This window comes from Erwinia aphidicola (assembly GCF_014773485.1).
Taxonomy (GTDB): Bacteria; Pseudomonadota; Gammaproteobacteria; order Enterobacterales; family Enterobacteriaceae; genus Erwinia; species Erwinia aphidicola.
In genome coordinates this window covers 66,348-90,879 of sequence record NZ_JACXBP010000007.1, presented here as the reverse complement: position 1 = coordinate 90,879, position 24,532 = coordinate 66,348, and the positions used below count along the sequence as shown (strand labels likewise).

The window sequence follows — 24,532 nt, the reverse complement described above, 5'->3', positions numbered from 1 at the left end:
TTTAACTCTGACACAGCAAAGGTTAGCCGCAATGGAAATTTACTGGTATCTCACCGCCCCTGATGGCCCTCAGCCGTGGAACGCCGCCGGCAGCTATAACATCGATTATGCCTGGTTCCAGCGGGTGGCGCGCGGTATTGACCGTCTGGGTTTTCACGGTGCGCTGCTGGCGACGGGGGCGCACGATCCGTGGATTATCGGTGCATCGCTGATCTCTGCCACCGAGCGCATGAAGTTTCTGATTGCCATCCAGCCAGGGCTGATCTCCCCGACGCTGCTGGCGAAAATGGCGGTCACCTTTAACCAGTTCTCGAAAGGGAGGGTGCTGCTGAACGTGGTGAGCGGTGATAAAAATACCCTTGGCGCCTACGGTATGCACCTGGAACACGACCAGCGTTATGCCCTGAGCGATGAGTTTCTTACCGTGCTGAAACCGCTGCTGGCCGGGCAGTCGGTGGATTTCCATGGCGACCATCTTGATATCGACAAGGCGAAGCTGGCGTTGGGCAACGGCGGCTATCCGCCTCCGGCACTGTGGTTTGGCGGCTCATCTGAAGCGGCGCAGGACGTCGCGGCTAAGCATATTGATACCTATCTCTCCTGGGGAGAAACCCCGCCGCAGGCTGCAGAGAAAATCGCGGCGGTGAAGCAGCGGGCGGCAGCTTACCAGCGCACGCTACGCTTTGGCATTCGCCTGTATGTCATCGTGCGCGACAGCGACGAGGCCGCATGGCAGGCGGTAGACGAGCTGTATCAGTCGATGGATGAGCAGGCGATCGCTGCCCGCCGGGCGCTGGCGGCGGGGTCGGACTCCGTCGGCCAGGCACGTATGAGCGCGCTGCACAATGACGCCCGCCCCGACGACCCGCGCGAGCTGGAGATCTATCCCGGGCTGTGGGCGGGCATCGGTCTGGTGCGTCCGGGGCCGGGCACGGCGATTGTCGGCAGCCCGCAAACGGTGGAACGCACGCTGAAAGCTTATCAGCAGGCTGGCGTCGAGGTGTTTATTCTCTCCGGCTTCCCGCTGCTGGAGAAGGCCGAGCGCTTCAGCGAGCTGGTGCTGCCGCGCCTGCAGCTGGACGACAATGCGGTCACGGCAGCGGCGGACGAGGCGGCCAATACCTTTACCTGGAGCAATCTGTGGGACCGCCCGATTAGCCAGACGGAGGAGCGCTGATGAGCTTACGTATCGGCAGCCATCCCAATAACCTCTCGCTGTTTATTCTGCGCCAGCGCGGCGTGCTGGAAGCGGCGATAAGCGGCGTGCGCTGGGTGGACTATCTGCACGGCGGCGACAGCGCGGCGATGCTGACCGACCTGCGGCTGGACGTGGCGGGGACCGGCTCAACCCCGCCGATCTACGCCCAGGGTAACGGTCTGGATGTGGCCTATCTCGCCGCCTCTCCCGATCGTGCCGCCAACTGTGCGCTGTTGGCGATGAAGGAGGGCGCCAGGCAAAGCGTACGCGACCTGCGCGGCGCGCGCATTGCCTGTATGAAAGGCTCGTTTACCGACCATTTTCTCGCCCGCCTGCTGCTCCGGCAGCAGCTGACGCTGGGTGACGTCACGCTGGTGGACCTTAACGGCAGCGATGCCGCGCGTGCGCTGCGCGAAGGGCGGGTGGACCTGTGGGCCGCTATCGATCCCTGGCTAACTGCCGCCCGGGATGCTAAAAAGGTGCGCTGTCTCGCTCAGGTCGGCGAGGTGATCCGCAATCGTTCGCTGTTCTGGTGCCGCGCCAGCTGGCTCAGCCAGCATGCGCAGCAGGCAACGCAGCTGCTGGAAGTGCTCAGCGATAATGACCGCTGGATTGCTGAAAACAGCCTGCAGGCGGCCAGACTGCTGCATCAGCATCTGCCGGGGGCGCTGAGCGAAAGCCACTGGCTGGCAACCCTTCGCGCCCGCCCATGGGGCATTCAGCGCGTTGCACCAGCCCTGCTGGCGGAGCAGCAGCAGCAGGCCGACGATCTGCTGGCCGCCGAATTTATCACCCAGCCGTTGACGATTGGCGTTGCGGCAGAATACGGAGTACAGGCATGAAGAACGGAGTGCTGCGCGTGCTGGTTGCCGCGGCGTTAGGCATCACGCTGGCGGCTCAGGCTGCCGACCCTGTCACGCTGCGGATTGGCTTTTTACGTGCGCCGACCGACCTGGCGCTGGCGCGGGAAAACGGCAGCCTGGAAAAGGCGCTGGCCGCGCATAACGTTAAATTGCAGTGGTCGGGGACGTTCTCCTCAGCCGCGCCCGCCTATGAAGCGATGAACGCCGGGTCGATCGATATCACCACCGGCAGCTCAACCGCGTTCGTCACCGCCATCTCTGCCGGGCTGCCGCTGGTGTTCTTCGGCTATCAGGCGATGTCGCCCGATGGCGAAGGCATTGTGGTCCGTAAAGAGTCGCCGCTGAAAACGCTGGCCGACCTGCGCGGGAAAAAGGTGGCGGTGAATAAGGGCGGCACCGGGCAGTATCTGCTGTCGCGCGCGCTGCAAAGCGCCGGGATGAAAGAGAGCGACGTGCAGAAAGAGTACCTGACGCCGACCGACAGCGGCAGCGCCTTTGTCGGCGGCCATGTTGATGCGTGGGCCGTATGGGACCCGTTTCTGTCGCTGGCGCGCCAGAGCTACGATGGCCGCCTGCTGACCAACGGCAAACAGCTTGGCTCGGAAAATGCGGTGGGCTATTTTGTCACCACCTCGTTTTATCAGCAGCACCCGGAAGTGGTGAAGATATTCTGGGAGGTGATGAAGCAGCAGAATGCCTGGGCGAAGCAGCACCCGCATGAGGCCGGGAAAATCTGGGCGCAGCAGATGGGGCGCCTCGGGGACGGGCTGGGCGACCAGCTGGGCACAGTGAATACCGTGCCGCTCTCCCCGGTCGGCGCAGCGCAGCGCCAGCATATTCAGCACGTTGCCGAGTGGTATCTGCAGCAGGGACTGATCAAAGCCATTCCGGATATCAACGCGCATTCCGTCGAATTATAGCGAGCCCGTTATGGGGGCGAGGCCTGCCTCGCCCCTACGTGCCTGTGCATAATGTGTTTACAAAATCGGCATTTACAGGTCATTATTCAGGCTTCTTTTGAACCGAACGGAGCCTGGCGCATGACACGTATGACGGCAAAAGATTTCCCCCCTGAACTACTCGAGTATTTCGATTTCTACGTCCACGGCAAAATCAGCAAGCGCGAATTTCTTGATATCGCGGCGAAATTTGTCGTTGGTGGTCTGTCGGCCGCCGCGCTCGGCACATTGCTGACGCCCAATTATGCTTATGCTCAGCAGGTGAAGTTCACCGATCCTGACATTCTCGCGGAATATATTCACTATCCGTCACCGCAGGGGCACGGCAGCGTAAAAGGCTACCTGGTGCGCCCGGCCAACGCCAGTGGCAAGGTGCCGGGCGTGGTGGTGGTGCACGAAAACCGTGGCCTGAATCCGTATATCGAAGATGTGGCGCGCCGCGTGGCCAAGGCCGGATTTATCGCGCTGGCCCCGGACGGGTTAAGTTCGGTCGGCGGCTATCCCGGTAATGACGAGAAGGGGCGCGAGCTGCAGCAGCAGATCGACCCGACTAAGTTGATGAACGACTTTTTCGCCGCGATTGAATTTCTGATGCAGCATCAACCCGGCACCGGCAAAGTGGGCATTACCGGCTTCTGCTACGGCGGCGGGGTGGCCAATGCTGCAGCTGTCGCCTATCCCGAGCTGGCGGCGGCCGTGCCGTTTTATGGCCGTCAGCCTAAAACGGAAGACGTGGCGAAGATTAAAGCGCCGCTGCTGCTGCACTATGCCGAGCTGGATACGCGCATCACCGAAGGCTGGCCGCCTTACGAAGCGGCGCTGAAAGAGCATCACAAGATTTACGAGGGCTACGTGTACAAAGGGGTCAACCACGGCTTCCATAACGACTCAACTCCGCGTTATGACAAAGCCGCCGCTGATCTGGCGTGGGAAAGAACCCTGGCGTGGTTTAACAAGTACCTGGTTTAAGGTTTGCGGGTCGACCCCTGCGCCAGCTTCGACCACCGTTCCTGTAGGGGCCGACCCTCTTTTTCGGTCGGCCCTGGGTGTTGATGCGGGTCGACCAGAAGGGCGGTCGACCCCTACGCCAGCTTCGGCCACCGTTCCTGTGGGGGCCGACCCTCTTTTTTGGTCGGCCCTGGGTGTTGATGCGGGTCGACCAGAAGGGCGGTCGACCCCTACGCCAGCTTCGACCACCGTTCCTGTAGGGGCCGACCCTCTTTTCCGGTCGGTCCTGGGTGTTGGTGCGGGTCGACCAGAAGGGCGGTCGACCCCTACGCCAGCTTCGACCACCGTTCCTGTAGGGGCCGACCCTCTTTTCCGGTCGGTCCTGGGTGTTGGTGCGGGTCGACCAGAAGGGCGGTCGACCCCTGCGCCAGCTTCGACCACCGTTCCTGTGGGGGCCGACCCTCTTTTCCGGTCGGCCCTGGGTGTTGATGCGGGTCGGCCCCTGCGCCAGCTTCGACCACCGTTCCTGTAGGGGCCGACCCTCTTTTTCGGTCGGCCCTGGGTGTTGATGCGGGTCGTCCCCTGCGCCAGCTTCGGCCACTGTTCCTCGTAGGGGCCGACCTTCTTTTTAGGTTGGCCCGCCAGGGTGAAATATTAGCCCTGATACTGCTCGTCGCTGACATGCTCCAGCCAGTCTACCACTTTGCCATCTTCGGCTTCGGCGATGGCGATATGGGTCATCGCGCTTTCGGCGCTGGCGCCGTGCCAGTGTTTTACCCCGGGACGGATCCACACGTTGTCGCCAGCAGAGATCGCCTGTGCTTCTTTACCCCACTCCTGCACCCAACCCTGGCCCGCCGTCACCAGCAGCGTCTGCCCCAGTGGATGCGTATGCCATGCGGTGCGTGCGCCCGGGGTAAAGGTCACGGTTGCGCCGCTCAGACGCGCCGGTTCAGTGGTGGCAAACGGGGAAGCAACGGTAACCGCCCCGGTGAAATAGTCTGCCGGTCCGGCAACGGCCGGTTTGCTGTCTTTTTTTGTAATATCGATCATCAGTTTGATTCCTTGAGTGTTGAACACCCCTTCATCATAGGCTATTGCACACGGGGGATTGAGTGCGTCTGGCTTATAGAAGTGGTGAGCTGAACTCATTAATGGCGCGTGCTCTGGTGAATGTTATGCGCCAGTCCCCGATGATTAATGAGCTGAACTGATAAGCGCATGCACCTGAGCACTATAGTGTGCTGTATCAGCACCGCATCGACCCTAACGTGCCGATTGAAGAGGTGGCCGGTACGGTTAAGCAGCCGATCGCCGAAGGGAAAGTAAAACATTTTGGCCTGTCCGAAGCCGGGGAACAGACCATCCGCCGATCTGGCGGCGATCAACAGCGCCCTGGCTGAGATCGAAGTCACCGGAGATCGTTACCCCGCCGATCTGATGAAGCGCGTCGGCAATTAAACCCGTCCGCGGAACTCGCTGCGGTAGCGGGCCGGGGAGGTATTAAACTGCGCTTTAAAATGGCGGCGCAGAGCAATGGCGGATGGAAATCCGCTGTGCTGCGCCACCAGCTCAATCGGCTGGTCGGTTTTTTCCAGAAAACGCTGCGCTACCGCCAGCCGCTGATTCAGCAGCCAGGCATTAAAGCTGGTGCCGCTGGTCTGCTGAAAACGGCGGGTAAAGCTGCGGCGGCTCATGCAGGCGTGGTCCGCCAGCATATCCAGCGTTAATGGCTGCTGCAGGTTCTCCGTTGCCCAGCTGAGTGACGATAAAAAGTTATCCCCGCCTTTGGTGTTATACACCGGCTGCTCAACGTACTGCGCCTGCCCACCCTGACGGTGAGGGGGGACCACCAGCAGGCGCGCCACGCTGTTAGCGCTATCCGCCCCACAATGTTTACGCACCAGGTGCAGGCAGCAGTCGATGCTGGCTGCGGTGCCCGCCGAAGTGACAATATCCTCTTCATCGATATAGAGTACGTCCCGGTCAATATCGACCTGCGGATAGCGGCTGAGAAAGTCATCCATCCAGCGCCAGTGCGTGGTGGCGCGACGGCCATTCAGCAGGCCCGCTGCCGCCAGCACAAAGGCCCCGAGGCACAGCCCGACGACGGTAGCTCCACGCTGATGTGCCTTGCGCAGCGCCGCCAGCAGGACTTCAGGGGGGAGCTCGTCCGGTTTACTCCAGCTGGGCACCACCACAATATCCGCTGAATCCAGCGCGTCTAATCCCCGCTCCGCAACAATGGAAAACCCAGCATTGGTGCGCAGCACGCCCGGCGTGGTGGCGCACACGGTTAGCTGAAAAACAGGGCTGCCATCCGGCTGTAGCGCCTTCTCAAATACCGCGCAGGGCACGGAGAGATGGAAAGGAATGATGTCGTCAAACACCACAATCCCTATGTTAATCGCCATGAACCTTCTCCTGTAATCAACCTGGCCCAAAACGATCGTTTTTGGGTATCCGCGCCTCTCTTCAACATGCCGTTTCAGGAGGATACTTGCCGCCATCACTTGATGAGTGAAAAGCAAACTAACCTGAAAATGAGAGAAAGGAAATAACATGAAAACATTATTCACCTCCGCTGCCCTGGTATTAGCCATGATGGCTTCCGGCGCTGCTGTTGCCGCTGACACCGTAACCGCCAGCAAGGCTCCGACTATCCGTACCATGAGCGGCGCGACATCCATCAATCAGCTGACTGCCAAACAGACCGCGCTGGTGGTTATCGACATTCAGAATGAATACTTTGACGGTAAAATGCCGATCCCCGACGGCATGAAAGCTCTGAAGCAGTCACGCAAACTGGTCGATTTTGCGCATAAAAAAGGGATGCCGGTGATCTTCGTGCGTCATGAAGGCCCGGCGGACGGCCCGCTGTTTGCCAAAGGCAGCCACTTTGCAGAGTTCCATAAAGACCTGCAGCCGGGCAAAGGTGACATTGTGATCACCAAAGCCACTCCCAGCTCATTTGTTGGCACCGACCTTGATGCGCAGCTGAAAAAACTGGGCATCAAAGATTTGATTGTCACCGGACTGATGACCCATATGTGTGTCTCTTCCACCGCCCGCGATGCTGTGCCATTAGGCTATCAGGTAATTATTCCGGAAGATGCAACTGCCACTCGTAGCCTGGCGACCTGGGATAATAGCGTCGTCGACAGCAAGGATCTGCAGCGTGCCGCGCTGGCAGGCGTTGCGGACGTATTCGCCGAGATCAAAACCACCCAGCAGGTTCTCGATATGCGGGTAATTAACTAATCCCATTTGTGAGCCTGTCTATAATCAGACAGGCCACTAATTGAACACGCTTACAGGAAAATAACATGACCACATTATCTGCTACTGCAAGCCAGGCACCCAGCATCCGCACCATGAGCGGCGCCACGGCTATTAACCAACTGACGGCCAACGAGACTGCGCTGATCGTTATCGATATCCAGAATGAATATTTTGACGGCAAAATGCCGATCGCCGACGGCATGAAAGTCTTAAAGCAGTCGCGCAAGCTGGTTGATTTTGCCCATGCCCACGCGATGCCGGTATTTTTCGTTCGCCACGAAGGCCCGGCGGACGGCCCACTGTTTGCTAAAGACCACTTTTTGTCTGAGTTTCACCCGGAGTTGCTGCCGGTTGAGGGCGATATCACGATTACCAAACCGACCCCAAGTTCGTTCGTCGGCACCGATCTGGATGCGCAGCTGAAAGCGAAAGGAATTAAAACGCTGATCGTATGCGGCCTGATGACCCACATGTGCGTCTCATCTACCGCGCGTGACGCCGTGCCGCTGGGCTATGAGGTCATTATCCCGCAAGATGCTACCGCCACGCGCAGCCTGGCGACCTGGGATAACAACGTTGTCGACAGCAAGGATCTGCAGCGTGCTGCCCTGGCCGCCGTCGCAGACGTATTCGCCGAGATCAAAACCACCCAGCAGGTGCTTGATCTGCCCGTCAGCCGTTAACGGTGCGCGCAGGCCTGCAGACAGCTCTGAAGTGTACTGCTACAGCCGCTGCGACTGTCACGGTCGCAGCGGCTGTTTTCGATATAGCACTGTTGCTGGCAGCCGCTGCTGTCGGCAGTCGCGACCCGCAGCGGCAGAAGCGCGCTGAGCAGTACCAGGATTAGCAGTGGCATGATGATTCCCCGATGAGATACCCTTGATATGATCGTAATGCAAAAAATCCATCAGGGTGGAAATCAATGAACAATATTGTCCCGGTTGAACTGGAAAAGGCCTACCGCCTGATTAATCACGGCCCGACCATCCTTGTTTCAGCGCGCGCAGGCGGCACGGAAGATGTGATGGCAGCGGCCTGGGCCTGCGGGCTGGATTTCTCGCCGTCAAAGCTGACGGTAGTGATCGACAAAATCGCCAAAACCCGGCAGCTGGTAGAGGAGAGCGGGCTGTTTGTGATTCAGGTTCCCACCGTCGCACAGATCAATCTTACCCATGCGGTTGGCACGCGCAGCCTGTTTAACGAACCGGATAAGCTGGCCAACTGCGGCGTGGAGCTGTTCAGCTTCGACGGCTACGACCTGCCGTTTGTACGCGGCTGTTCCGCGTGGCTGGCCTGCCGGCTAATCCCCGAACCTCATATTCAGAACACTTATGATCTGTTTATCGCTGAAGTGGTGGGCGCATGGGCCGACAGCCGGGTATTCAGCGAAGGTCACTGGCATTTTGACCAGGCCGACCCCGCACTGCGCAGCCTGCACTACGTGGCAGGCGGGCAGTTCTATGCCACGGGCGAGTCGTTGAACGTGCTGGAAGGTTGAATCAGCGCGGGGAATTGCGGGTCAGGCAGGCCTGACCCCTACGGCAACCTCCTGCTGCTGCGCCTGCATCCGCAATCCCGTAGTGGCGAGGCATGCCTCGCCATAACGTTAGCCGAATACGACCTGCACCTTGGCCGCACGGCTCTTATCGCTGGCCATTTCCAGCGCCGCCACGATAGCCTGCTGTGGGAACTCGGCGGAAAGCAGCGGCAGGGGGTTTATCCGTCCGCTCTCCAGCCAGCGCACTGCCAGCTGGAACTCGCTGATAAAGCGGAAGGATCCTGCCAGCACAATCTCCTTAACCAGTAGAGGCCCAAGGGGGAATTCCAGCGCGGCCGCGCCCATCCCCAGCTGCACAATGCGCCCTGCCGGGCGGGTAAAACCGACGGTGGAGGCGATAGCCGCTGCTGCCCCCGAGGCTTCAAAGCACAGGTCGAAATAGCCACCGTCTTCCAGCCAGTGGGCGGTGAGGCTCTCATCGCTGGGATCGATCGCCTGCGTGGCCCCCATTTCCAGCGCCAGCTGGCGGCAGCGCGGACTCATATCGGTTGCGACGATCTCAGCGGCCCCGCCCGCTAAGGCGGCCGCGATCACCAGGCAGCCAATCGGACCGGAACCGGTCACCAGCACCTTCTTGCCGAAAATTTCCCCCGCCTGGTGAATGGCATGCAGCGCCACTGCCAGCGGCTCGGCAAAGGCAATAATCTTGCTGTCCACATCCTCGGCGAATGGCACGCACTGCGCCGGGCTAACCGCGACAAAGCTGGCAAACCCACCGTTGATATGAGGGAAGAACTGCGCGCTGCCCATAAACTTCATGGTGCGGCAGAGGTTCTGTTTGCCCTTCAGGCACAGCTCGCACTGATTACAGGGTTGCGAAGGATTGACCGCCACGCGCTGACCGGCCCGCAAGCCGCTTTCTGGCGGAGCTTGTTCAATGCGGCCGACAAATTCATGCCCCAGTATAAGCGGCTGCTTTAGTATCGACATCCCGGCACGGCCGTGCTGATAGTAATGCAGATCGGAGCCGCAGATCCCGCCGCGCTCGACCTTCACCAGCACCTGGCTGTCGCTCCACGTCAGGCTGCGCGTTTCATTACTGACCTGATGCGCACCGCTGACCACGCTGGCAACGATTTCTTTAATGTGCTGCATTGTTTTCCCTCAGTTTTTTTAATGGTTCATCCGCTTCAGGTTTTTCATCCGGCAGGGCTATCACCTCTATTTTGCCAACCAGCAGCAGATAGGCGAAGAAGCCCGCCAGCGCCACGGCGGCGATATACCACATGGCATACTGGAAGTTATGGGTGCGTTCGAGGATCACGCCAATCACGATAGGGCTGATGATGCCGGACAGGTTGCCGAAGATATTCAGGAAGCCGCCGATGGTGCCGATCAGATGGCGTGGAATAACATCGCTGCACACCACCCAGCCGAGGTTAGAAAAGGCATTGGCAAAGAAGGCGACTGACAGAATCGCGATGGCAATTGTCGGGCTGTGCTGGAAAAAGTTGACCAGCGCAATGGAGGTGGTGACCAACAGGCCGCTCATCACCGGTAGCTTGCGGGCAAACGTGCGTGAATGCCCTTTTTTCAGCAGCATATCGCTCAACGTACCGCCGCACAGCACGCCCGCCATCGCCATCAGGTAGGGGAACATCGCCCCGATCCCCGCTTTGGCAATCGACAGCCCCAGCCCTTTTTCCAGATAGACAATAAACCACGTCAGGAAGAAATAGAGGGTCGATGAAGCGGCGAACTGGGCAATAAATAGCCCCCACACGGTACGCTGGCGCAGGATATGCTTGACGCTGGCCCAGTTCACTTTGCCACTGCTACCTTTCTGATTACTGGAACCATAGCCGCCACCGGCGCGAATATACTCCAGCTCTGCCTGATTGACCGTTTTGCTGTGCTGCGGGTCGCGATAGGCGATCAGCCAGTAAATGCCAAACGCAATGCCAATCCCGCCGGAGAGATAAAACGACATCTCCCAGCCGTATTCCGCCACGATCCAGGAGAGCAGCGGCGTCAGCAGCGCCAGGCCAATATATTGCGCGCTGGAGTAAAAGGCGGTGGCGCGCGCGCGTTCGTGGTCCGGGAACCAGCTGGCAATGATCTTGGTGTTGGAAGGGAAAGAGGGCGCCTCCGCCACGCCAATCAGCGCGCGGCAGGCCAGCAGCATGGCGAACGATGCGCTGGCGGTAGCGAACAGATGGTGCGAGGCAAAGCCCATCACAAAGGTAAAGATACTCCACAGCACGATGGCGCTGCCGTACAGCACCCGCGAACCCACCCGGTCCAGAATATAGCCGACCGGGATCTGGCTCATGGCATAAAACCAGGTGAACATTGAAAACAGCAGGCCAAGCTGGGTCGGTGACAGGGCAAACTCGCCCTGAATATGCGACCCCGCCACCGACAGATTGGCGCGGTCCATATAATTGATGGCCGTCACCACAAACAGCATCAGCAGAATGGTCAAGCGTGAACGCGTGGGTTTCATCGTCGTCATCAGTGCCCCCTTAGCCGGCCACAGTGGCTTGCGCCGTGGAGGAGTGGCTGCTGAAGGTGGTCAGCGCGGCGAGCAGCACCGCCAGCACCAGCGAACCGCCCATAAAGATGTAGGACGCGTCGGGGCTGCCGGTCAGGCCGTTAAGATAGCCTACGATCCACGCACCAATAAAGGATCCCAGTGCGCCAAAACAGACCACGAACGACATCGCCCCAGCCACGACGTTACGTGGGATCATTTCAGGGATCGCCGCAAAGAACGGGCCGTAAGGGGTATACATTGCACCACCGGCAATCACCAGTAGCACCCACGAGAGCCAGAAGTGAGCAGGCCCGATGGAGAAGGAGGCGATAAAGCAGATCGCGCCGAGTCCAAGGAACAACAGGACAATAGCCTTACGCTGCTGGTATTTATCAGAAAACCACGAAGCTGCCAGCATTAGCGGCACCGCCAGCAGATAAGGCGCGGCGGAGAGCCAGCCTGTCGCCACAATCCCCATGCCCGAGGCACTTTTCAGCATCGATGGCAGCCACATAATGAAACCGTACATGCCGATGTTCCAGAAGAAGTGGATAAATGCCAGCGCCAGCACTTTCGGTGAGCGAAACGCTTCACGGTAGTTTTTAACCGGTTTGATCGCCTGCTGCTCCGCAGCCAGCGCACTCTCAATCGCCCGTTTTTCCGCCTCGCTCAGCCATTTGGCGTCGCGCGGGCGGTCTGCATACACCAGCCACCAGATCCCCGCCCAGAGAATTGCCGGAACTCCTTCGATAATAAACATGCCGCGCCAGCCGAAGGCATTGACCAGATAACCGGAAAGGATCGACATCCAGAGCACGGTGATCGGGTTACCGAGGAACAGGAACGTATTGGCTTTTGAACGCTCAGCGCGGGTAAACCAGTGGCTGAGGAAAATCAGCATGGCGGGCATCACCACGCTTTCGGCCACGCCGAGCAGAAAGCGGATCGCGGCCAGCAGCACCACGTTGTGCACCATTCCGGTGGCCGCCGCCAGCGCGCCCCACAGCACCAGGCTCCAGAAAATTAGCCGCTTAGCCGAATGCTTTTCCGCATAAATCCCGCCGGGCACCTGAAAGCAGAAGTAGCCGAGAAAGAACAGCGCGCCGAGAAGGGACGAAATAGCGGGCGTAATATTCAGATCTTCAGCCAGCCCCGCTGCGGCACCAAAGCCATAATTGGCGCGGTCAAGATAGGCGAGACTGTAGGTAATGAAAGCGATGGGGATCAGTTTCCCCCAGCGACTGGCGGGCAGTGCCGCCGCGATTGTCTGATTCATGGTGCTGACCTCGGTATCATGGAAGGGCAGAGTCTTAGCGCTCTGCTCCGGTAGGGTATGCGCTGTTACAGGGTGGCGAGCCAGCCGCCGTCAACGTAGATCATCTGGCCGTTCACATAGTTGGACGCTGACGAGGCCAGATAAACAGAGGTGCCGATCAGCTCATCGGGGTGGCCCCAGCGCCCGGAAGGGTTACTGCTGCGCACCCACTGATCAAACTCCTGGTTATCCACCAGCGCCTGGTTCATATCGGTCAGGATGTAGCCCGGGCCGATACCGTTGCTCTGAATGTTGTACTGTGCCCACTCTGCCGCCATCGACTTAGTGAGCAGCTTGATACCGCCTTTAGCCGCGGTATAGGGGGCAACGGTGGCCCGCGCCGCTTCGCTGGTGAGGGAGCCAATATTGATGATCTTGCCGCCGCTGTTGCGCGCCACCATGCGCGTCGCGGCGGCACGCGAGACGATAAATGCGCTGGTGAGATTGATATCCAGCACGCGCTGCCAGTCGCTGAGCGCCAGTTCGAGCATCGGTTTGCGAAATTGGATCCCGGCGTTATTAATCACAATGTCGACATTGACCTGTTCTTCATCAAGCTGACGGAACACGGCCTCAACCGCTGATTCATCGGCGACATTAAACAGAAACCCGCGTGCGCTGGCGCCCTGAGCGCCGAGGGTGGCCAGGGCAGAGTGCAGGTGCTGCTGCTGCGTACCGTTGATAATCACCGCTGCGCCAGCCGCCGCCAGCCCCTGAGCATAGGCCAGGCCAAGGCCGCGGGTGGAGCCGGTAATCAGCGCGGTTTTACCAGCAAGGGAGAACAGAGAAGACATAGTAACTCCGGTTAATGTATATGTAACATGACTAACAAGTTGTGGCTTAATATCTACGTGATGCGCGTTAAATCGGCAATCCGGGGATAATAAAAATGCAGGCAATATCACATTTTAATTGCCGCAGTGCGGCTTAGTGTATAAAAATCATGAAGTTAACTATTTATCATCAAAGCCTTGCTAATGACACCACGACAATGCTAAAAATAAACCCAGCTTGTAGGACAGGTTAAGAGAGGACGGCAGTGACCCTGGAAAGCGTACAAAAGCACAACGTGGTGAATCTGATCTATCAGCAGATGAAGCAAAACATTCAGGACGGGGTGTGGGAGCCGGGCTGTAAGTTGCCTTCGGAAGCTGAACTGACGGCAACCTTTAACGTTAGCCGGGTCAGCGTGCGCAGTGCGGTGCAGAAACTGCGCGACCTCGGCGTGGTGGTGACCCATCAGGGCAAGGGCACCTTTGTTACGCGTGAAGTGTCGCGCTACGGCGCTTTCAGCGACAGCCAGCCGATACTGCACCTCTCACAGGAAGAGTTTGACGATATGCGCGTGTTCCGCCAGACGGTAGAGTTCCGCTGCATGGACCTGGCCGTAGAGAATGCCACTGATGAAGACATCGTGCGGCTGGAGCAGGCGCTGAACCGCATGCTGGTCAGCAAAGACGACTACAAAAAGTACTCCTTAGCCGACTACGATTTCCACCTGGCGATTGTTAAAGCCTCGCATAACAAGGTGTTTATCCACGTGATGGAGTCGCTGAAGAATATCTATATCCATTATCTGGAAGAGCTTAACCGGGTGCTGGGCGTCACGCTGGAAAGCGTCGAGGCGCATATTAAGGTGTTTATGGCGCTGAAAAACCGTGATGCGGCCACCGCCAGCGAAACCTTGAACAGCGCGATGGCGCACAACGTCAGCGCGATTGAAGAAGTGAAATTGGGCGAAAAGTAGTCGCGCAAAAAGCCTCAGTGCGAGGCTTTTTTTAAAACCCTATCTTGTAGGACATCATACATCATTGCGGTGATACGGAGACAGTTATGGAAACGTTGAAAATAACGAATGTCAGAACCCTGCTGACGGCACCCGGCGGCATCGATCTGGTGGTTGTTAAAGTCGAAACCAATCAGCCGGGGCTGTACGGTTTGGGCTGCGCCACTTTTACTCAGCGCATTTTCGCCGTGGAAGCCGCGATTGAAAATTACATGCGTCCATTTTTGCTGGGGAAAGATCCGCTGCGCATTGAGGATATCTGGCAGTCGGCGGCGGTCAGCGGCTACTGGCGTAGCGGCCCGATCATGAACAACGCGCTGTCCGGCATTGATATGGCGCTGTGGGATATTAAGGGCAAGGTTGCCGGGCTGCCGGTCTATCAGCTGCTGGGCGGCAAATGTCGCGACGCTATTCCGCTCTATCGCCACTGCGACGGTGCCGATGAAGTAGAAGTGGAGGACAACATCCGCGCGCGCATGGAAGAGGGCTATCAGTATGTGCGCTGTCAGATGGGGATGTACGGCGGCGCCGGGACCGAAGATCTGCGCCTGATTGCCGGCAAGCTGGCGAAAGCCCGCAACATCAAAGCGAAAATTTCGCCGCGCAGCCAGACGGCAGGGATCTATTTTGACCCGGATGCTTATGCCCGAGCGGTACCGCGCCTGTTTGACCACCTGCGCGACAAATTAGGCTTTGGCGTTGAGTTTATTCACGACGTTCACGAGCGCATCGCGCCGGTTGCGGCGGTACAGCTGGCGAAAAACCTTGAGCCATACCAGCTGTTCTTCCTTGAAGATCCGGTTGCGCCAGAGAACCTCGACTGGCTGAAAATGATCCGCGCCCAGAGCAGCACCCCGATCTCGATGGGGGAGCTGTTTACCCACGTCAACGAATGGAAGCCGCTGATTCAGCAGCAGCTGATCGATTTTATCCGCTGCCACGTCAGCACCATCGGTGGGATTACCCCCGCGAAGAAGCTGGCGACCTATGCCGAGATCCACGGCGTGCGAACCGCGTGGCACGGCCCGGGGGATATTTCCCCTGTCGGCGTCGCCGCCAATATGCATCTGGATCTCAGCGTGACCAACTTTGGCATTCAGGAGTATACCCCGGTCAATGAGGCGCTGATGGAGGTGTTCCCAGGCTGCCCGGAAATCGACCGCGGCTATGCTTACCTCAGTGACCGTCCGGGGCTGGGGGTGGATATTGATGAGGAGAAAGCGAAACGCTTCCCGGTGAGCGGGGGTCTGCCGGACTGGACCAACGCCCGCCTGCCGGACGGCAGCGCGGCACGACCATAATCACTGGTGGCCCCCGGTCAGGCAGGCCTGACCCCAACCAGGAAAATGGCCCGACCACCGCGCGGGCGAGGTTTGCCTCGCCCGTTAACCCTCTGTTGGCGCACCGCACGCATTGCTCCTAATACTTCCCCCCTCGTTGCCGATAACCCCCAGCGTAAAACCTAACGACACACGGAAGCGCATCTCTTATTTTTTTCACCAGCAGGTGCCAGACTTCAACCCAGACGGCACCGGGCGCTTAGTTAATAAGTAGGCAATAAATGAGTCACACTTCTTTCTGGAACACTGCCGCGCGGCTGAAAACGCGCGGCAGCGTACCTCGTGCCGGTGTTTTTAACGCCAGCCACCCTCCTGCAGGCATGAACGAGCTAGGACTGAGCCGCAACAGCGCCGGTCTGCTGCTAAGTTTTGTGCCGCCGCATGCCGATTTCAGCCGTGTCAGTACGCCGTGGCAGAAGCTGAACGCGGCGCGGCGCAGCGTGCTGACGCTCTCCTCCAATGGCGCACTGTGCAGCGGGCGGGGGCAGAGCACCTACTGTGACGGTGACGGGCAGCAGGGAAGCTGGCTTTGGCTGCCGGAGAGTCTGATTGCCGCACACGAAGTGCATGAAGTTGATCTGCACGTACAGGATACTTCGGGTGCCTCGCAGCGTGTCAGCGCTATTCAGCGCGAGCTTGAGCATCTGGCGCTTAAAATGCCACTCTCGGCAGAGCGGACCTTTGCGCTGATCTTCTGTGATGGCCTGTCAGCATCCGAAGGATTCCTGATGCAGGCGTGGTATGCCTCCGGTCGCTTCCCGTGTCTGGCGATTGGCGGGTCCGCAGGCGGCACGCTGGATTTTGACGGCACCTGGATCGCCAACGGCGGGCGTATTTTGCAGGGCAAGGCGGTGATCGTCTTCTGCCAGATGGCCGCCGGTAAATCCTTTGCGCCGTTTAAAAGCCAGAACTTTGTCCCGACAGCGCACAGCTGGCTGGTCGCGGAAGCGGACCCGGTGGCACGCACCGTCACCTCGCTGTTTGATGCCCAGGGGCGCCAGCACAACGTTATCGAGGCGCTGTGCGCGCAGTTAAATTGCACGCCGGCAAACCTGCAACAAAGCCTGCAGGGGCTGACCTTTGCGGTAAAAGTCGAAGAGGAGTTCTTCATTCGTTCCATCGCCAAAATTTTGCCGGACCGCATTCAGTTCTTCTGCGATCTGGAGTTTGGCGATCGCCTGCATCTGCTGCAGGAGACCGACTTTGCTGCGGCCACGCGCGAAGACTGGCAGAAGTTTACCGCGCAGTATGGCGAGCCAGCGGCGCTGCTGCTGAATGACTGCGTACTGCGCCGGGCCGGTAACCTGGCGCGCCTGCCGCAGTCCCACTTCTTCACCGGCATCCCGGCGGCGGGCTTCTCCAGCTTTGGCGAAATCCTTGGTGTGCCGATCAATCAGACGCTGTCGGCGCTGGCATTCTTCCATCGTCCATCGGATGCGATGCGTAACTTCCCGGTACAGTATGCCGGTTATGCCAGCCACTATGCGCAGCGCGCCCTGCGCCGCTGGGAGGCGTTGAACGCGCTGCAAAGCAAAATTGTGAATCAGGTGGTGGACTATCAGCAGCAGCTCGACCCGCTGATGAAATCGCTGCCGGCGCTGGAAAACGCCACGCGCAGCCAGAGCGAAGCGCTGACCGCGGCAGAAAGCAATATCCGTTCGATCAGCGATGCCGCGCTGCACAGCCAGCAGGCGCAGCATCAGCTCAGCAGCGGCCTTGACCAGCTGGAAACCCTCTCCGCCGGGATTACCACTATCAATAGCGGCATCAGTAATATTGCGTTTCAAACCAATATTCTGGCGCTGAATGCCGCGGTGGAAGCAGCACGCGCCGGGGAGGCAGGACGAGGTTTTGCCGTGGTCGCCAGCGAAGTGCGCCGCCTGGCGCACTCCTCGAAAGAGCAGGCGGATGCCACCTCACGCAGCATCACCGACTCGGTGAGTACCATTCTGCATATCCGTAAAGTGGCGGAGACTACCGTCGAGCGTGCGAAGCAGATGGCCGAGCAGAGCATCGATGCCGCCAACGCCATCGCGGCAATGAGCAGCCAGACGGCCAGCGAGCGTAAGAGCATTAGTGATAACCTCGATAAGCTTAACGAAATGACTTCCGGGATTGATGCAATGCAGGAAGCGGTTGCACAGCTCAAAGTATTGCAAAAGCTGGTGCAAAGCCGATAAACGCACGGGCAGGGCGGCGGCCGCTGGCTGCGGCCCTGTACTTTACCGTCAGTGCCAGGTTAAACCGGACTGTCCCCTCCACATTTCCTGTTACCGATAACCCTGCAGCAGTTGATCGCCCTCACACTTATCCATTTACACAGTGTGGAAAGGCGATCGCCCTCACTCTTTTTTGTTAAAAAAATGAAGAAATTTGGTTACTAATTATTATCAGGAAATAGCGCTCGTCATGTAAAACAATAGGTTAATCATGAGCGCGCTAATTGTTTCATCAGTTTTTTTATCACTACGTGACCAATTTATCACCTTTCATACCGCTTAAAGAGGGGAGTTACCTTGCTGACCATATTGGGTTTTTCGATGGTTGTCTGTTTCATGTACCTGATCATGACCAAGCGCATGTCGGCACTGATTGCACTGATCCTGATCCCGACCCTGTTTGCGCTGGCAGGCGGTTTTTACCATGGCCTGGGCGCCATGATGCTCGATGGGGTGAAGACGCTGGCACCCACCGGCGTGATGCTGACCTTTTCCATTCTCTACTTTGGCCTGATGATTGATGCCGGGCTGTTCGACCCGCTGGTGCGCTTTATTCTCAGGCTGGTGCGCGGGGATCCGCTGAAGGTGCTGGTCGGCACGGCTATCCTGACGCTGCTGGTCTCACTGGACGGCGACAGCTCGACTACCTATATGATCGCCATCGCGGCGTTTTTACCGCTGTACCGCAAGCTGGGAATGAACGTGCTGGCGATGACCTGCCTGGTCAACCTCGCCAGCGGTATTATGAACCTCTCACCGTGGGGCGGCCCTACCGCCCGTGCCGCGGCGGCGCTGCGCATTGATGCGCTGGACATCTTCATCCCGATGCTACCTGCGATGTTTATCGCCTGCGTGACGCTGGTCAGCATGGCGGTGCTGTTTGGCCTGCAGGAGCGTAAGCGCCTCGGGGTAATGAAAATCAGCGACCATCATCTGGAAAACATTGAGCTGGGGCTGGGGGATGCCGAAGAGTGCGCCGCCAACCGCCGCCCGAAAATGTTCTGGCCCAACCTGATCCTTACCACGGTGCTGCTGGTACTGCTGGTGGTGGGCCTGCTGCCGATTCAGATCCTGTTTATGCTGGCCTTCGCCGTGGCGGTGATGCTCAACTACCCGACGCTGGAGCAGCAGAAAGCGCGCATCAGCGCCCATGCGGGTAACGTGCTGGCGGTAACCTCGCTGATTTTCGCCGCCGGGATATTTACCGGCATCCTCTCCGGCACCGGAATGGTCGATGCGATGGCGAAGAGCCTGCTGGCGGTGATCCCGCACAGTTTCGGCCCTTATCTGGCGGTGTTTACCGCGCTGGTCAGCCTGCCGTTTACCTTCTTTATGTCGAACGATGCTTTCTATTTCGGCATCCTGCCGGTGATCGCGCAGACGGCAGCCAGCTATGGCATCTCCGCTGAGGAAATTGCACGCGCATCGATTGTCGGCCAGCCGTTCCATCTGCTCAGCCCGCTGGTGCCGTCAGTCTACCTGCTGGTAGGGCTGGCGAAGGTGGATATTGGTGACCATCAGCGCTTTGCGATTAAGTGGGGGATCCTGGTCAGCCTGATGCTGATGGTCGGCGGACTGATCACCGGTGCGTTCCCGTTCTTCCATAAGGCGGGGTGATCTTTAACAAAAGTTACAAATATTCATAACACTAACTAAACTTTGCAGTGTCGCGGGCGGCGGATGGTTTTGCCGCCCGCATTATTTCTCTGGAGGGTTTGTTATGTCCGAAACTGGCACCTTACGGCAGTCAACGCTGGCACTGGCGCTGTATCAGCTGCTGAATCCCATTCCACTCGGCTGTTTCGTTGCGGCCTGGATCTTCGACATCATCTACGTTTACAGCTTTGAACAGTTCTGGACCCAGGGCGCCAGCTGGCTGATCGTCTTTGGCCTGCTGATTGCCGTGGTTCCGCGACTGATTAATTTATTTCAAGTCTGGGTCGGGCGGGCACCGCTGCGTGCGGGGGCTTACCGCACGGACTTCTGGCTTAACCTGCTGGCGGTGGTGCTGGCGATCTTCAATGCCTTTATTCACAGCCGTGACGGCTACGCGGTGGTGCCGCTTGGGGCTATCCTCTCGACCCTGACCGTCCTGCTGCTGCTGATTGGCAATGTTCAGCTTGCTCTGCGCCTGCGCGCGCGACACTGAGGAGAAAAAGATGAAAAATCAACACGTTTTCCCTCTGCTGGCGCTGTCGGCAGCGCTGATGCTCGCCGGATGCGATGGCGCTTCAACCATGGACCCGAATCAGCAGGTGGGCGCCGATCCGGTGCTGCCGGAGGCGCAGAACTTCCTGATGCCGCCGATGCGCGTGCCGCAGGGCGTCGGCTGGAAGGGCGATGAGAAGCCGCAGGTGGCACAGGGGCTGCAAATTGCCAAAATTGCCAGCGGTCTGCAGCATCCGCGCCAGCTGTACGTGCTGCCGAATAACGATATTCTGGTGGTGGAGGCTAACGGCCCGGCGAAACCCACCAGCCGACCGAAGCAGCTGATTATGGGCATTGTGCAGCAGTCTTCCGGTAAGGGGGGAGCAGGCGGCAACCGTATTACCCTGCTGCGTAACAGCAGCGGCGACGGTAAAACCTGGGAGAAGCATGTTTTCCTTGAGGGGCTGCACTCGCCGTTTGGCGTGCAGCTGGTCGGTAATACGCTGTATGTGGCGAACGCCGACAGCCTGATGAAGTATCCGTATCAGAGCGGACAGACGCGCATTGAGGCGCCGGGGACCGAGCTGACCGAGCTACCGGGCGGCCCGATCAATCACCACTGGACCAAATCGCTGCTCGCCAGCCCGGACGGCAGCAAGCTTTATGTTGGCGTGGGTTCTAACAGTAATATCACCGAAAACGGCATCGGGGCCGAGTATCGGCGGGCGGCAGTGCTGGAAGTGGATGCGGCCAGCGGCGCCAGCCGTATTTATGCCAGCGGGCTGCGCAATCCGACCGGATTACAGTGGGAGCCACAAACCGGAAAATTGTGGGCGGTGGTCAACGAGCGGGATGAAATTGGTGCAGACCTGGTGCCAGATTATCTGACCTCGGTGAATGAAGGGGCGTTCTACGGCTGGCCATACAGCTATTTTGGTCAGCATGTTGACAAGCGTGCACAGCCGCCGCGCCCGGATCTGGTAGCGAAAGCCGTGAAGCCGGATTATGCGCTCAGCTCGCACGTCGCGCCGCTTGGCCTGTGGTTCTACACCGGCAACAGTCTGCCCGCGCAGTATCACGGCGGGGCGTTTATCAGCGAACACGGAAGCTGGGACCGCGACCCGCTCAACGGCTATCGCGTGGCGTACGTCGCCTTTGAGAACGGCAAGCCGGTTGGCCTGCCGCAGCCGGTGGTGACGGGGTTCCTCAGCGACGATCATAAGCAGGTGCACGGCCTGCCGGTTGGGCTGGCGATGGACCAGCAGGGGGCGCTGCTGATCGCCGACGATGCCGGAGACACCGTCTGGCGCGTCACCGCCGCGCAGTAAAGCGTGCAGTCAGGGCGAGTGCGCTGGTGATTATTCTCATCGCCGCATCGCGCTGATTGCGCTATTTTATTGTCAACATTACAAAACCTGACAATAAGATTCGGAATCGCTATGAGTTCACCTGCACCAGCAGCGGATGGTTCGCTGCTGCATCAACGCGCCTTTGTCGCTTTCTGGCTGGCGCGCACTTTCTCTTCCTTCGGTTTTCAGATGTTCTCCGTGGCGGTCAGCTGGCAGATCTACGCTATCACCCACAGTGCAATGGCGCTGGGGATGATTGGCCTGATGCAGTTTCTGCCGTCGGTGCTGCTGGCGCTGCCGGCCGGGCATATGGCCGACCAGTACGATCGCCGCCGTATTGTGCTGTGCGGGCAGCTCATGGAGTGGGGCGCGCTGCTGGCGCTGGTGCTGCTGACCTTTAATCACTGGTCGAATCAGCACGCGCTGTGGGGGCTGGTGTTTCTTATCTCGGTGGCGAAGGCGATTGAAGGCCCGGCAATGCAGTCGATGCTGCCCTCGCTGGTGCCGCCTGCGATGCTGGCGCGCGCCACGGCAGCGGGGGCGGTGAGCGGGCAAAGCGCGGTGATCCTCGGCCCGACTCTCGGCGGGCTGCTGTATGTTGCCGGACCAGAGGTGGTGTATACGGTGGCCGCGGCGTTTTACCTGCTGTCGATTATTATGGTCAGCCGCATCCGCTTTATCCGCGCCGCGCAGCCGCGTCTGCCCGCCAATATCAAAACGCTGTTTGCCGGGGTGAAGTTCATCCGCGAGCGCCGCGACGTGCTGGGCGTGATCTCGCTCGACCTGTTTGCCGTGCTGCTGGGCGGCGCCACTGCGCTGCTGCCAATTTTTGCCAAAGATATTCTGCATACCGGGCCGTGGGGGCTGGGGATGCTGCGCGGCGCACCGTCGGTTGGCGCGCTGCTGGTGGGCGTCTGGCTCAGCCGTAACAAGCTGGAGAAGAATGTCGGCATGATTATGTTTGGTTCCGTAGCCGGGTTCGGCGTTGCTACGCTGGTGTTTGCGCTCTCCAGCCAGCTGTGGCTCTCGCTGCTGGCGCTGGCCGCGCTCGGCGGTTTTGATATGGTCAGCATGGTGATCCGCGGGGCGCTGGTGCAGCTCGACACCCCGGATGATATGCGCGGGCGCGTCAATGCGGTCAACAGCATCTTTATTAATACCTCAAACCAGCTCGGGGAGTTTGAATCCGGCCTGCTGGCAGCAATGATGGGCGCGGTGCCTGCTGCGGTGCTCGGTGGCGTCGGCACCCTGGTGGTGGTCGCGGTGTGGATGACGCTGTTCCCGCATTTGAGGCGGCGGCAGAAGCTGGAGAATTCGTAAGCCTTCGGGTCGGGCATGCCCGACCCCTACCGTAGTGGCCGACCCTCTTTTCCGGTCGGCCTTTTGGTTTATTCTATACCGCGGGTCGACCCAAAAAGCGGTCGCCCCCTACATCAGATCGGCCTTAATGGTCGACCGCTTTTATAGTGCAATCCCGCCTTATTTTTGTGCATCTCCTGCTCTGATCCACGCGCAGGGGTTTCCGATTTGTATCCCGCATCCTATCCCGGCGCCTCTTCAGCAACGATTTACCTGATCTACTCATATCTGGCCCGCTTTATGCAGTGATAGCCTCAGTGCTAGCAATCAGGGTGGGGTGAAATATGTTTGACGATTTACTGGATGGCGATGCGACCAATCTGGCGGCGCATATTCGCCACGGCGAAGTCTCGGCGCTGGAGATTACCCGCGCCGCGCTTGACCGCATGGAGAGCCGCGACGGGCAGATTCACGCGTTTTGTACCCCCACGCCGCAGCGGGCACTGGCGCAGGCCGCGGCGGTAGATGCCCGGCGGGCGCGCGGTGAGACGCTGCCGCCGCTGGCCGGGGTGCCGCTGGCGGTAAAAGACCTGATCTCTACCGCCGGGGTAAAAACCACTTCCGGCTCGGCTATCTATCGCGATTTCGTGCCGGATGAAGATGATATCTGCGTTGAGCGCCTGATGGCCGCCGGTGCGGTGATGCTGGGGAAAACCACCGCGCCGGAGTTCGGCTACAGCGGCGTGGGGGACAACCTGCTGTTTCCCACGCCGCGTAATCCGTGGGATCTCAGCAAGACGCCCGGCGGCTCCAGCGCTGGGTCCGGGGCGGCGCTGGCTGCAAGACTGTGCCCGCTGGCGCTCGGCAGCGACGGCGGCGGGTCGGTACGTATCCCGGCGGCGCACTGCGGGATTTACGGTTTTAAACCGTCGATGGGGCGCGTGCCGCTGTGGCCCGGCTGCCGCGACGATCGCTATCCCGGGGTCTCAAGCTGGGAGTCGCTGGAGCACATTGGCCCGATGACGCGCAGCGTGCGCGATGCGGCGCTGATGATGTCGGTGATGGCGGGACCGGATATGCGCGATCGCCACTCGATTCCCTGCAGCGACGTGGAGTGGCTCGGTTCGTTACGCCAGCCAGTGCGCGGGCTACGCGTAGCCTTCAGCGCCAATTTTGGTTTTGTGGCGCTCGACCCGCAGGTAAGAGCGCTGGTCAGCCGCGCCGCCCAGCGCTTTGCCGATGACCTCGGCTGCACGGTGGAGCTCGTCGACCCGCCATTTGGCGACCAGGTTGAGTCATTTCGCGCCATAGTCGCGCTGGAAACCGACCTGAGCGGCATGCGCGCGCAGCTGCCTGAGTTCGGCGGGCAGATGGCCGCGCATCTGGTTGCCATGCTGCAACGGCCGTGGCAGGCCGCCGAATTTACCGATGCCATGACGGCGCGCAAGAGGCTGGTGAATACGCTGTGGCGCTTTATGCAGGGCTACGACCTGCTGATTACCCCCACGCTGGCCGCACCGCCATTCCCGCTGGGGATGCAGGGGCCGGAAGAGATTAACGGCCGCCGGGTGAGCAGCGATCACTGGCTGTCATTCTGCTTCCCGTTCAACTTCAGCGGCCAGCCTGCTGCCTCGGTGCCGTGCGGATTTACCGCCGAAGGGCTGCCGGTCGGGCTGCAGATCGTTGGCCGCCATCTCGACGATGCCCGCGTGCTGGCCGCCAGCGCCGCGTTTGAACGTCTCCAGCCGTGGAAACACCACCAACCTGCGCGGTTCGCGCCTGAACTCTGAGG

The 24,532-nt window shown here is 59.5% G+C and carries 22 protein-coding genes and 1 pseudogene; 16 read left to right on the top strand and 7 right to left on the bottom strand.

Annotated features, from left to right (window positions below; all coding sequences use genetic code 11):
• The first annotated feature begins 31 nt into the window (after window positions 1-31).
• The 4 genes from ID864_RS17215 (at window position 32) to yghX (ending at window position 3,989) form a co-directional block, all read left to right on the top strand.
• Window positions 32-1,177, top strand: coding sequence for an LLM class flavin-dependent oxidoreductase (locus ID864_RS17215; RefSeq protein WP_191149450.1), 1,146 nt, complete (start codon window positions 32-34; stop codon window positions 1,175-1,177).
• A complete protein-coding gene (locus tag ID864_RS17210) occupies window positions 1,177-2,040 on the top strand; it encodes an ABC transporter substrate-binding protein (RefSeq protein ID WP_191149449.1) in 864 nt (287 codons plus the stop codon). The genes ID864_RS17215 and ID864_RS17210 overlap by 1 nt, the downstream gene beginning before the upstream one ends.
• On the top strand, window positions 2,037-2,981 hold the full coding sequence (locus ID864_RS17205; protein ID WP_191149448.1) for an aliphatic sulfonate ABC transporter substrate-binding protein: 945 nt from the start codon (window positions 2,037-2,039) through the stop codon (window positions 2,979-2,981). The genes ID864_RS17210 and ID864_RS17205 overlap by 4 nt, the downstream gene beginning before the upstream one ends.
• A 120-nt stretch (window positions 2,982-3,101) precedes the next feature.
• The gene (gene yghX / locus ID864_RS17200) at window positions 3,102-3,989 is read left to right on the top strand and encodes a YghX family hydrolase (RefSeq protein ID WP_191149447.1); all 888 of its coding nucleotides are present in this window, start codon (window positions 3,102-3,104) and stop codon (window positions 3,987-3,989) included.
• A gap of 633 nt (window positions 3,990-4,622) precedes the next feature.
• Here the strand turns inward: yghX and ID864_RS17195 are convergent.
• Window positions 4,623-5,021, bottom strand: coding sequence for a (R)-mandelonitrile lyase (locus ID864_RS17195; protein WP_191149446.1), 399 nt, complete (start codon window positions 5,019-5,021; stop codon window positions 4,623-4,625).
• Window positions 5,022-5,209: 188 nt separating this feature from the next.
• On the opposite strand from ID864_RS17195, the pseudogene ID864_RS17190 reads away from it, so the two are divergent.
• Window positions 5,210-5,344 (top strand): annotated as a pseudogene (locus tag ID864_RS17190) (aldo/keto reductase); the annotation flags it as partial.
• Window positions 5,345-5,425: 81 nt separating this feature from the next.
• Here the strand turns inward: ID864_RS17190 and ID864_RS17185 are convergent.
• Window positions 5,426-6,382, bottom strand: a complete 957-nt coding sequence (locus tag ID864_RS17185) for a GlxA family transcriptional regulator (RefSeq protein ID WP_191149445.1) — start codon at window positions 6,380-6,382, stop codon at window positions 5,426-5,428.
• Window positions 6,383-6,530: 148 nt separating this feature from the next.
• Between ID864_RS17185 and ID864_RS17180 the strand changes: the two genes are divergently transcribed.
• Together ID864_RS17180 and ID864_RS17175 are read left to right on the top strand one after the other, a co-directional pair.
• The gene (locus ID864_RS17180) at window positions 6,531-7,229 is read left to right on the top strand and encodes a cysteine hydrolase family protein (protein ID WP_099753830.1); all 699 of its coding nucleotides are present in this window, start codon (window positions 6,531-6,533) and stop codon (window positions 7,227-7,229) included.
• Between the two features lie 65 nt (window positions 7,230-7,294).
• Window positions 7,295-7,933, top strand: a complete 639-nt coding sequence (locus ID864_RS17175) for a cysteine hydrolase family protein (protein WP_191149444.1) — start codon at window positions 7,295-7,297, stop codon at window positions 7,931-7,933.
• On the opposite strand, the gene ID864_RS17170 is transcribed toward ID864_RS17175, so the two are convergent.
• Window positions 7,930-8,106 (bottom strand): hypothetical protein, encoded by a 177-nt coding sequence (locus ID864_RS17170; RefSeq protein ID WP_180276732.1) that lies wholly within the window; start codon window positions 8,104-8,106, stop codon window positions 7,930-7,932. The genes ID864_RS17175 and ID864_RS17170 overlap by 4 nt on opposite strands.
• A 66-nt stretch (window positions 8,107-8,172) precedes the next feature.
• On the opposite strand from ID864_RS17170, the gene ID864_RS17165 reads away from it, so the two are divergent.
• The gene (locus tag ID864_RS17165) at window positions 8,173-8,748 is read left to right on the top strand and encodes a flavin reductase family protein (RefSeq protein ID WP_048917997.1); all 576 of its coding nucleotides are present in this window, start codon (window positions 8,173-8,175) and stop codon (window positions 8,746-8,748) included.
• 108 nt (window positions 8,749-8,856) lie between these two features.
• Here the strand turns inward: ID864_RS17165 and idnD are convergent, their stop codons facing one another.
• From idnD to ID864_RS17145, 4 genes are all read right to left on the bottom strand, one after another.
• Window positions 8,857-9,903, bottom strand: coding sequence for an L-idonate 5-dehydrogenase (idnD, locus tag ID864_RS17160; protein ID WP_048917996.1), 1,047 nt, complete (start codon window positions 9,901-9,903; stop codon window positions 8,857-8,859).
• Entirely contained in the window at window positions 9,890-11,254 is a 1,365-nt protein-coding gene (locus ID864_RS17155; RefSeq protein ID WP_048918014.1) for an MFS transporter, read from the bottom strand. The genes idnD and ID864_RS17155 overlap by 14 nt, the downstream gene beginning before the upstream one ends.
• A gap of 19 nt (window positions 11,255-11,273) precedes the next feature.
• Window positions 11,274-12,560, bottom strand: coding sequence for an MFS transporter (locus ID864_RS17150; protein ID WP_133623608.1), 1,287 nt, complete (start codon window positions 12,558-12,560; stop codon window positions 11,274-11,276).
• Window positions 12,561-12,625: 65 nt separating this feature from the next.
• Window positions 12,626-13,393 carry an SDR family oxidoreductase gene (locus ID864_RS17145; RefSeq protein ID WP_191149443.1) on the bottom strand — a complete coding sequence of 256 codons (768 nt, stop codon included), beginning with the start codon at window positions 13,391-13,393 and terminating at the stop codon, window positions 12,626-12,628.
• Between the two features lie 245 nt (window positions 13,394-13,638).
• On the opposite strand from ID864_RS17145, the gene ID864_RS17140 reads away from it, so the two are divergent.
• The 8 genes from ID864_RS17140 (at window position 13,639) to ID864_RS17105 (ending at window position 24,530) form a co-directional block, all read left to right on the top strand.
• On the top strand, window positions 13,639-14,346 hold the full coding sequence (locus ID864_RS17140; protein WP_048917993.1) for a FadR/GntR family transcriptional regulator: 708 nt from the start codon (window positions 13,639-13,641) through the stop codon (window positions 14,344-14,346).
• An 86-nt stretch (window positions 14,347-14,432) separates the two neighbouring features.
• Complete coding sequence (locus ID864_RS17135) at window positions 14,433-15,686, top strand: enolase C-terminal domain-like protein (RefSeq protein ID WP_099753835.1); 1,254 nt, start codon at window positions 14,433-14,435, stop codon at window positions 15,684-15,686.
• 260 nt (window positions 15,687-15,946) lie between these two features.
• The gene (locus ID864_RS17130) at window positions 15,947-17,905 is read left to right on the top strand and encodes a methyl-accepting chemotaxis protein (protein ID WP_191149442.1); all 1,959 of its coding nucleotides are present in this window, start codon (window positions 15,947-15,949) and stop codon (window positions 17,903-17,905) included.
• Window positions 17,906-18,241: 336 nt separating this feature from the next.
• Complete coding sequence (locus ID864_RS17125) at window positions 18,242-19,561, top strand: CitMHS family transporter (protein ID WP_191149441.1); 1,320 nt, start codon at window positions 18,242-18,244, stop codon at window positions 19,559-19,561.
• Between the two features lie 103 nt (window positions 19,562-19,664).
• A complete protein-coding gene (locus tag ID864_RS17120; RefSeq protein ID WP_099753838.1) occupies window positions 19,665-20,093 on the top strand; it encodes a DUF2231 domain-containing protein in 429 nt (142 codons plus the stop codon).
• A gap of 10 nt (window positions 20,094-20,103) precedes the next feature.
• Window positions 20,104-21,420, top strand: a complete 1,317-nt coding sequence (locus ID864_RS17115) for a PQQ-dependent sugar dehydrogenase (RefSeq protein WP_048917988.1) — start codon at window positions 20,104-20,106, stop codon at window positions 21,418-21,420.
• Window positions 21,421-21,531: 111 nt separating this feature from the next.
• Window positions 21,532-22,761, top strand: a complete 1,230-nt coding sequence (locus ID864_RS17110; protein WP_048917987.1) for an MFS transporter — start codon at window positions 21,532-21,534, stop codon at window positions 22,759-22,761.
• A 323-nt stretch (window positions 22,762-23,084) separates the two neighbouring features.
• A complete protein-coding gene (locus ID864_RS17105) occupies window positions 23,085-24,530 on the top strand; it encodes an amidase (protein WP_191149440.1) in 1,446 nt (481 codons plus the stop codon).
• Window positions 24,531-24,532: the final 2 nt, after the last annotated feature.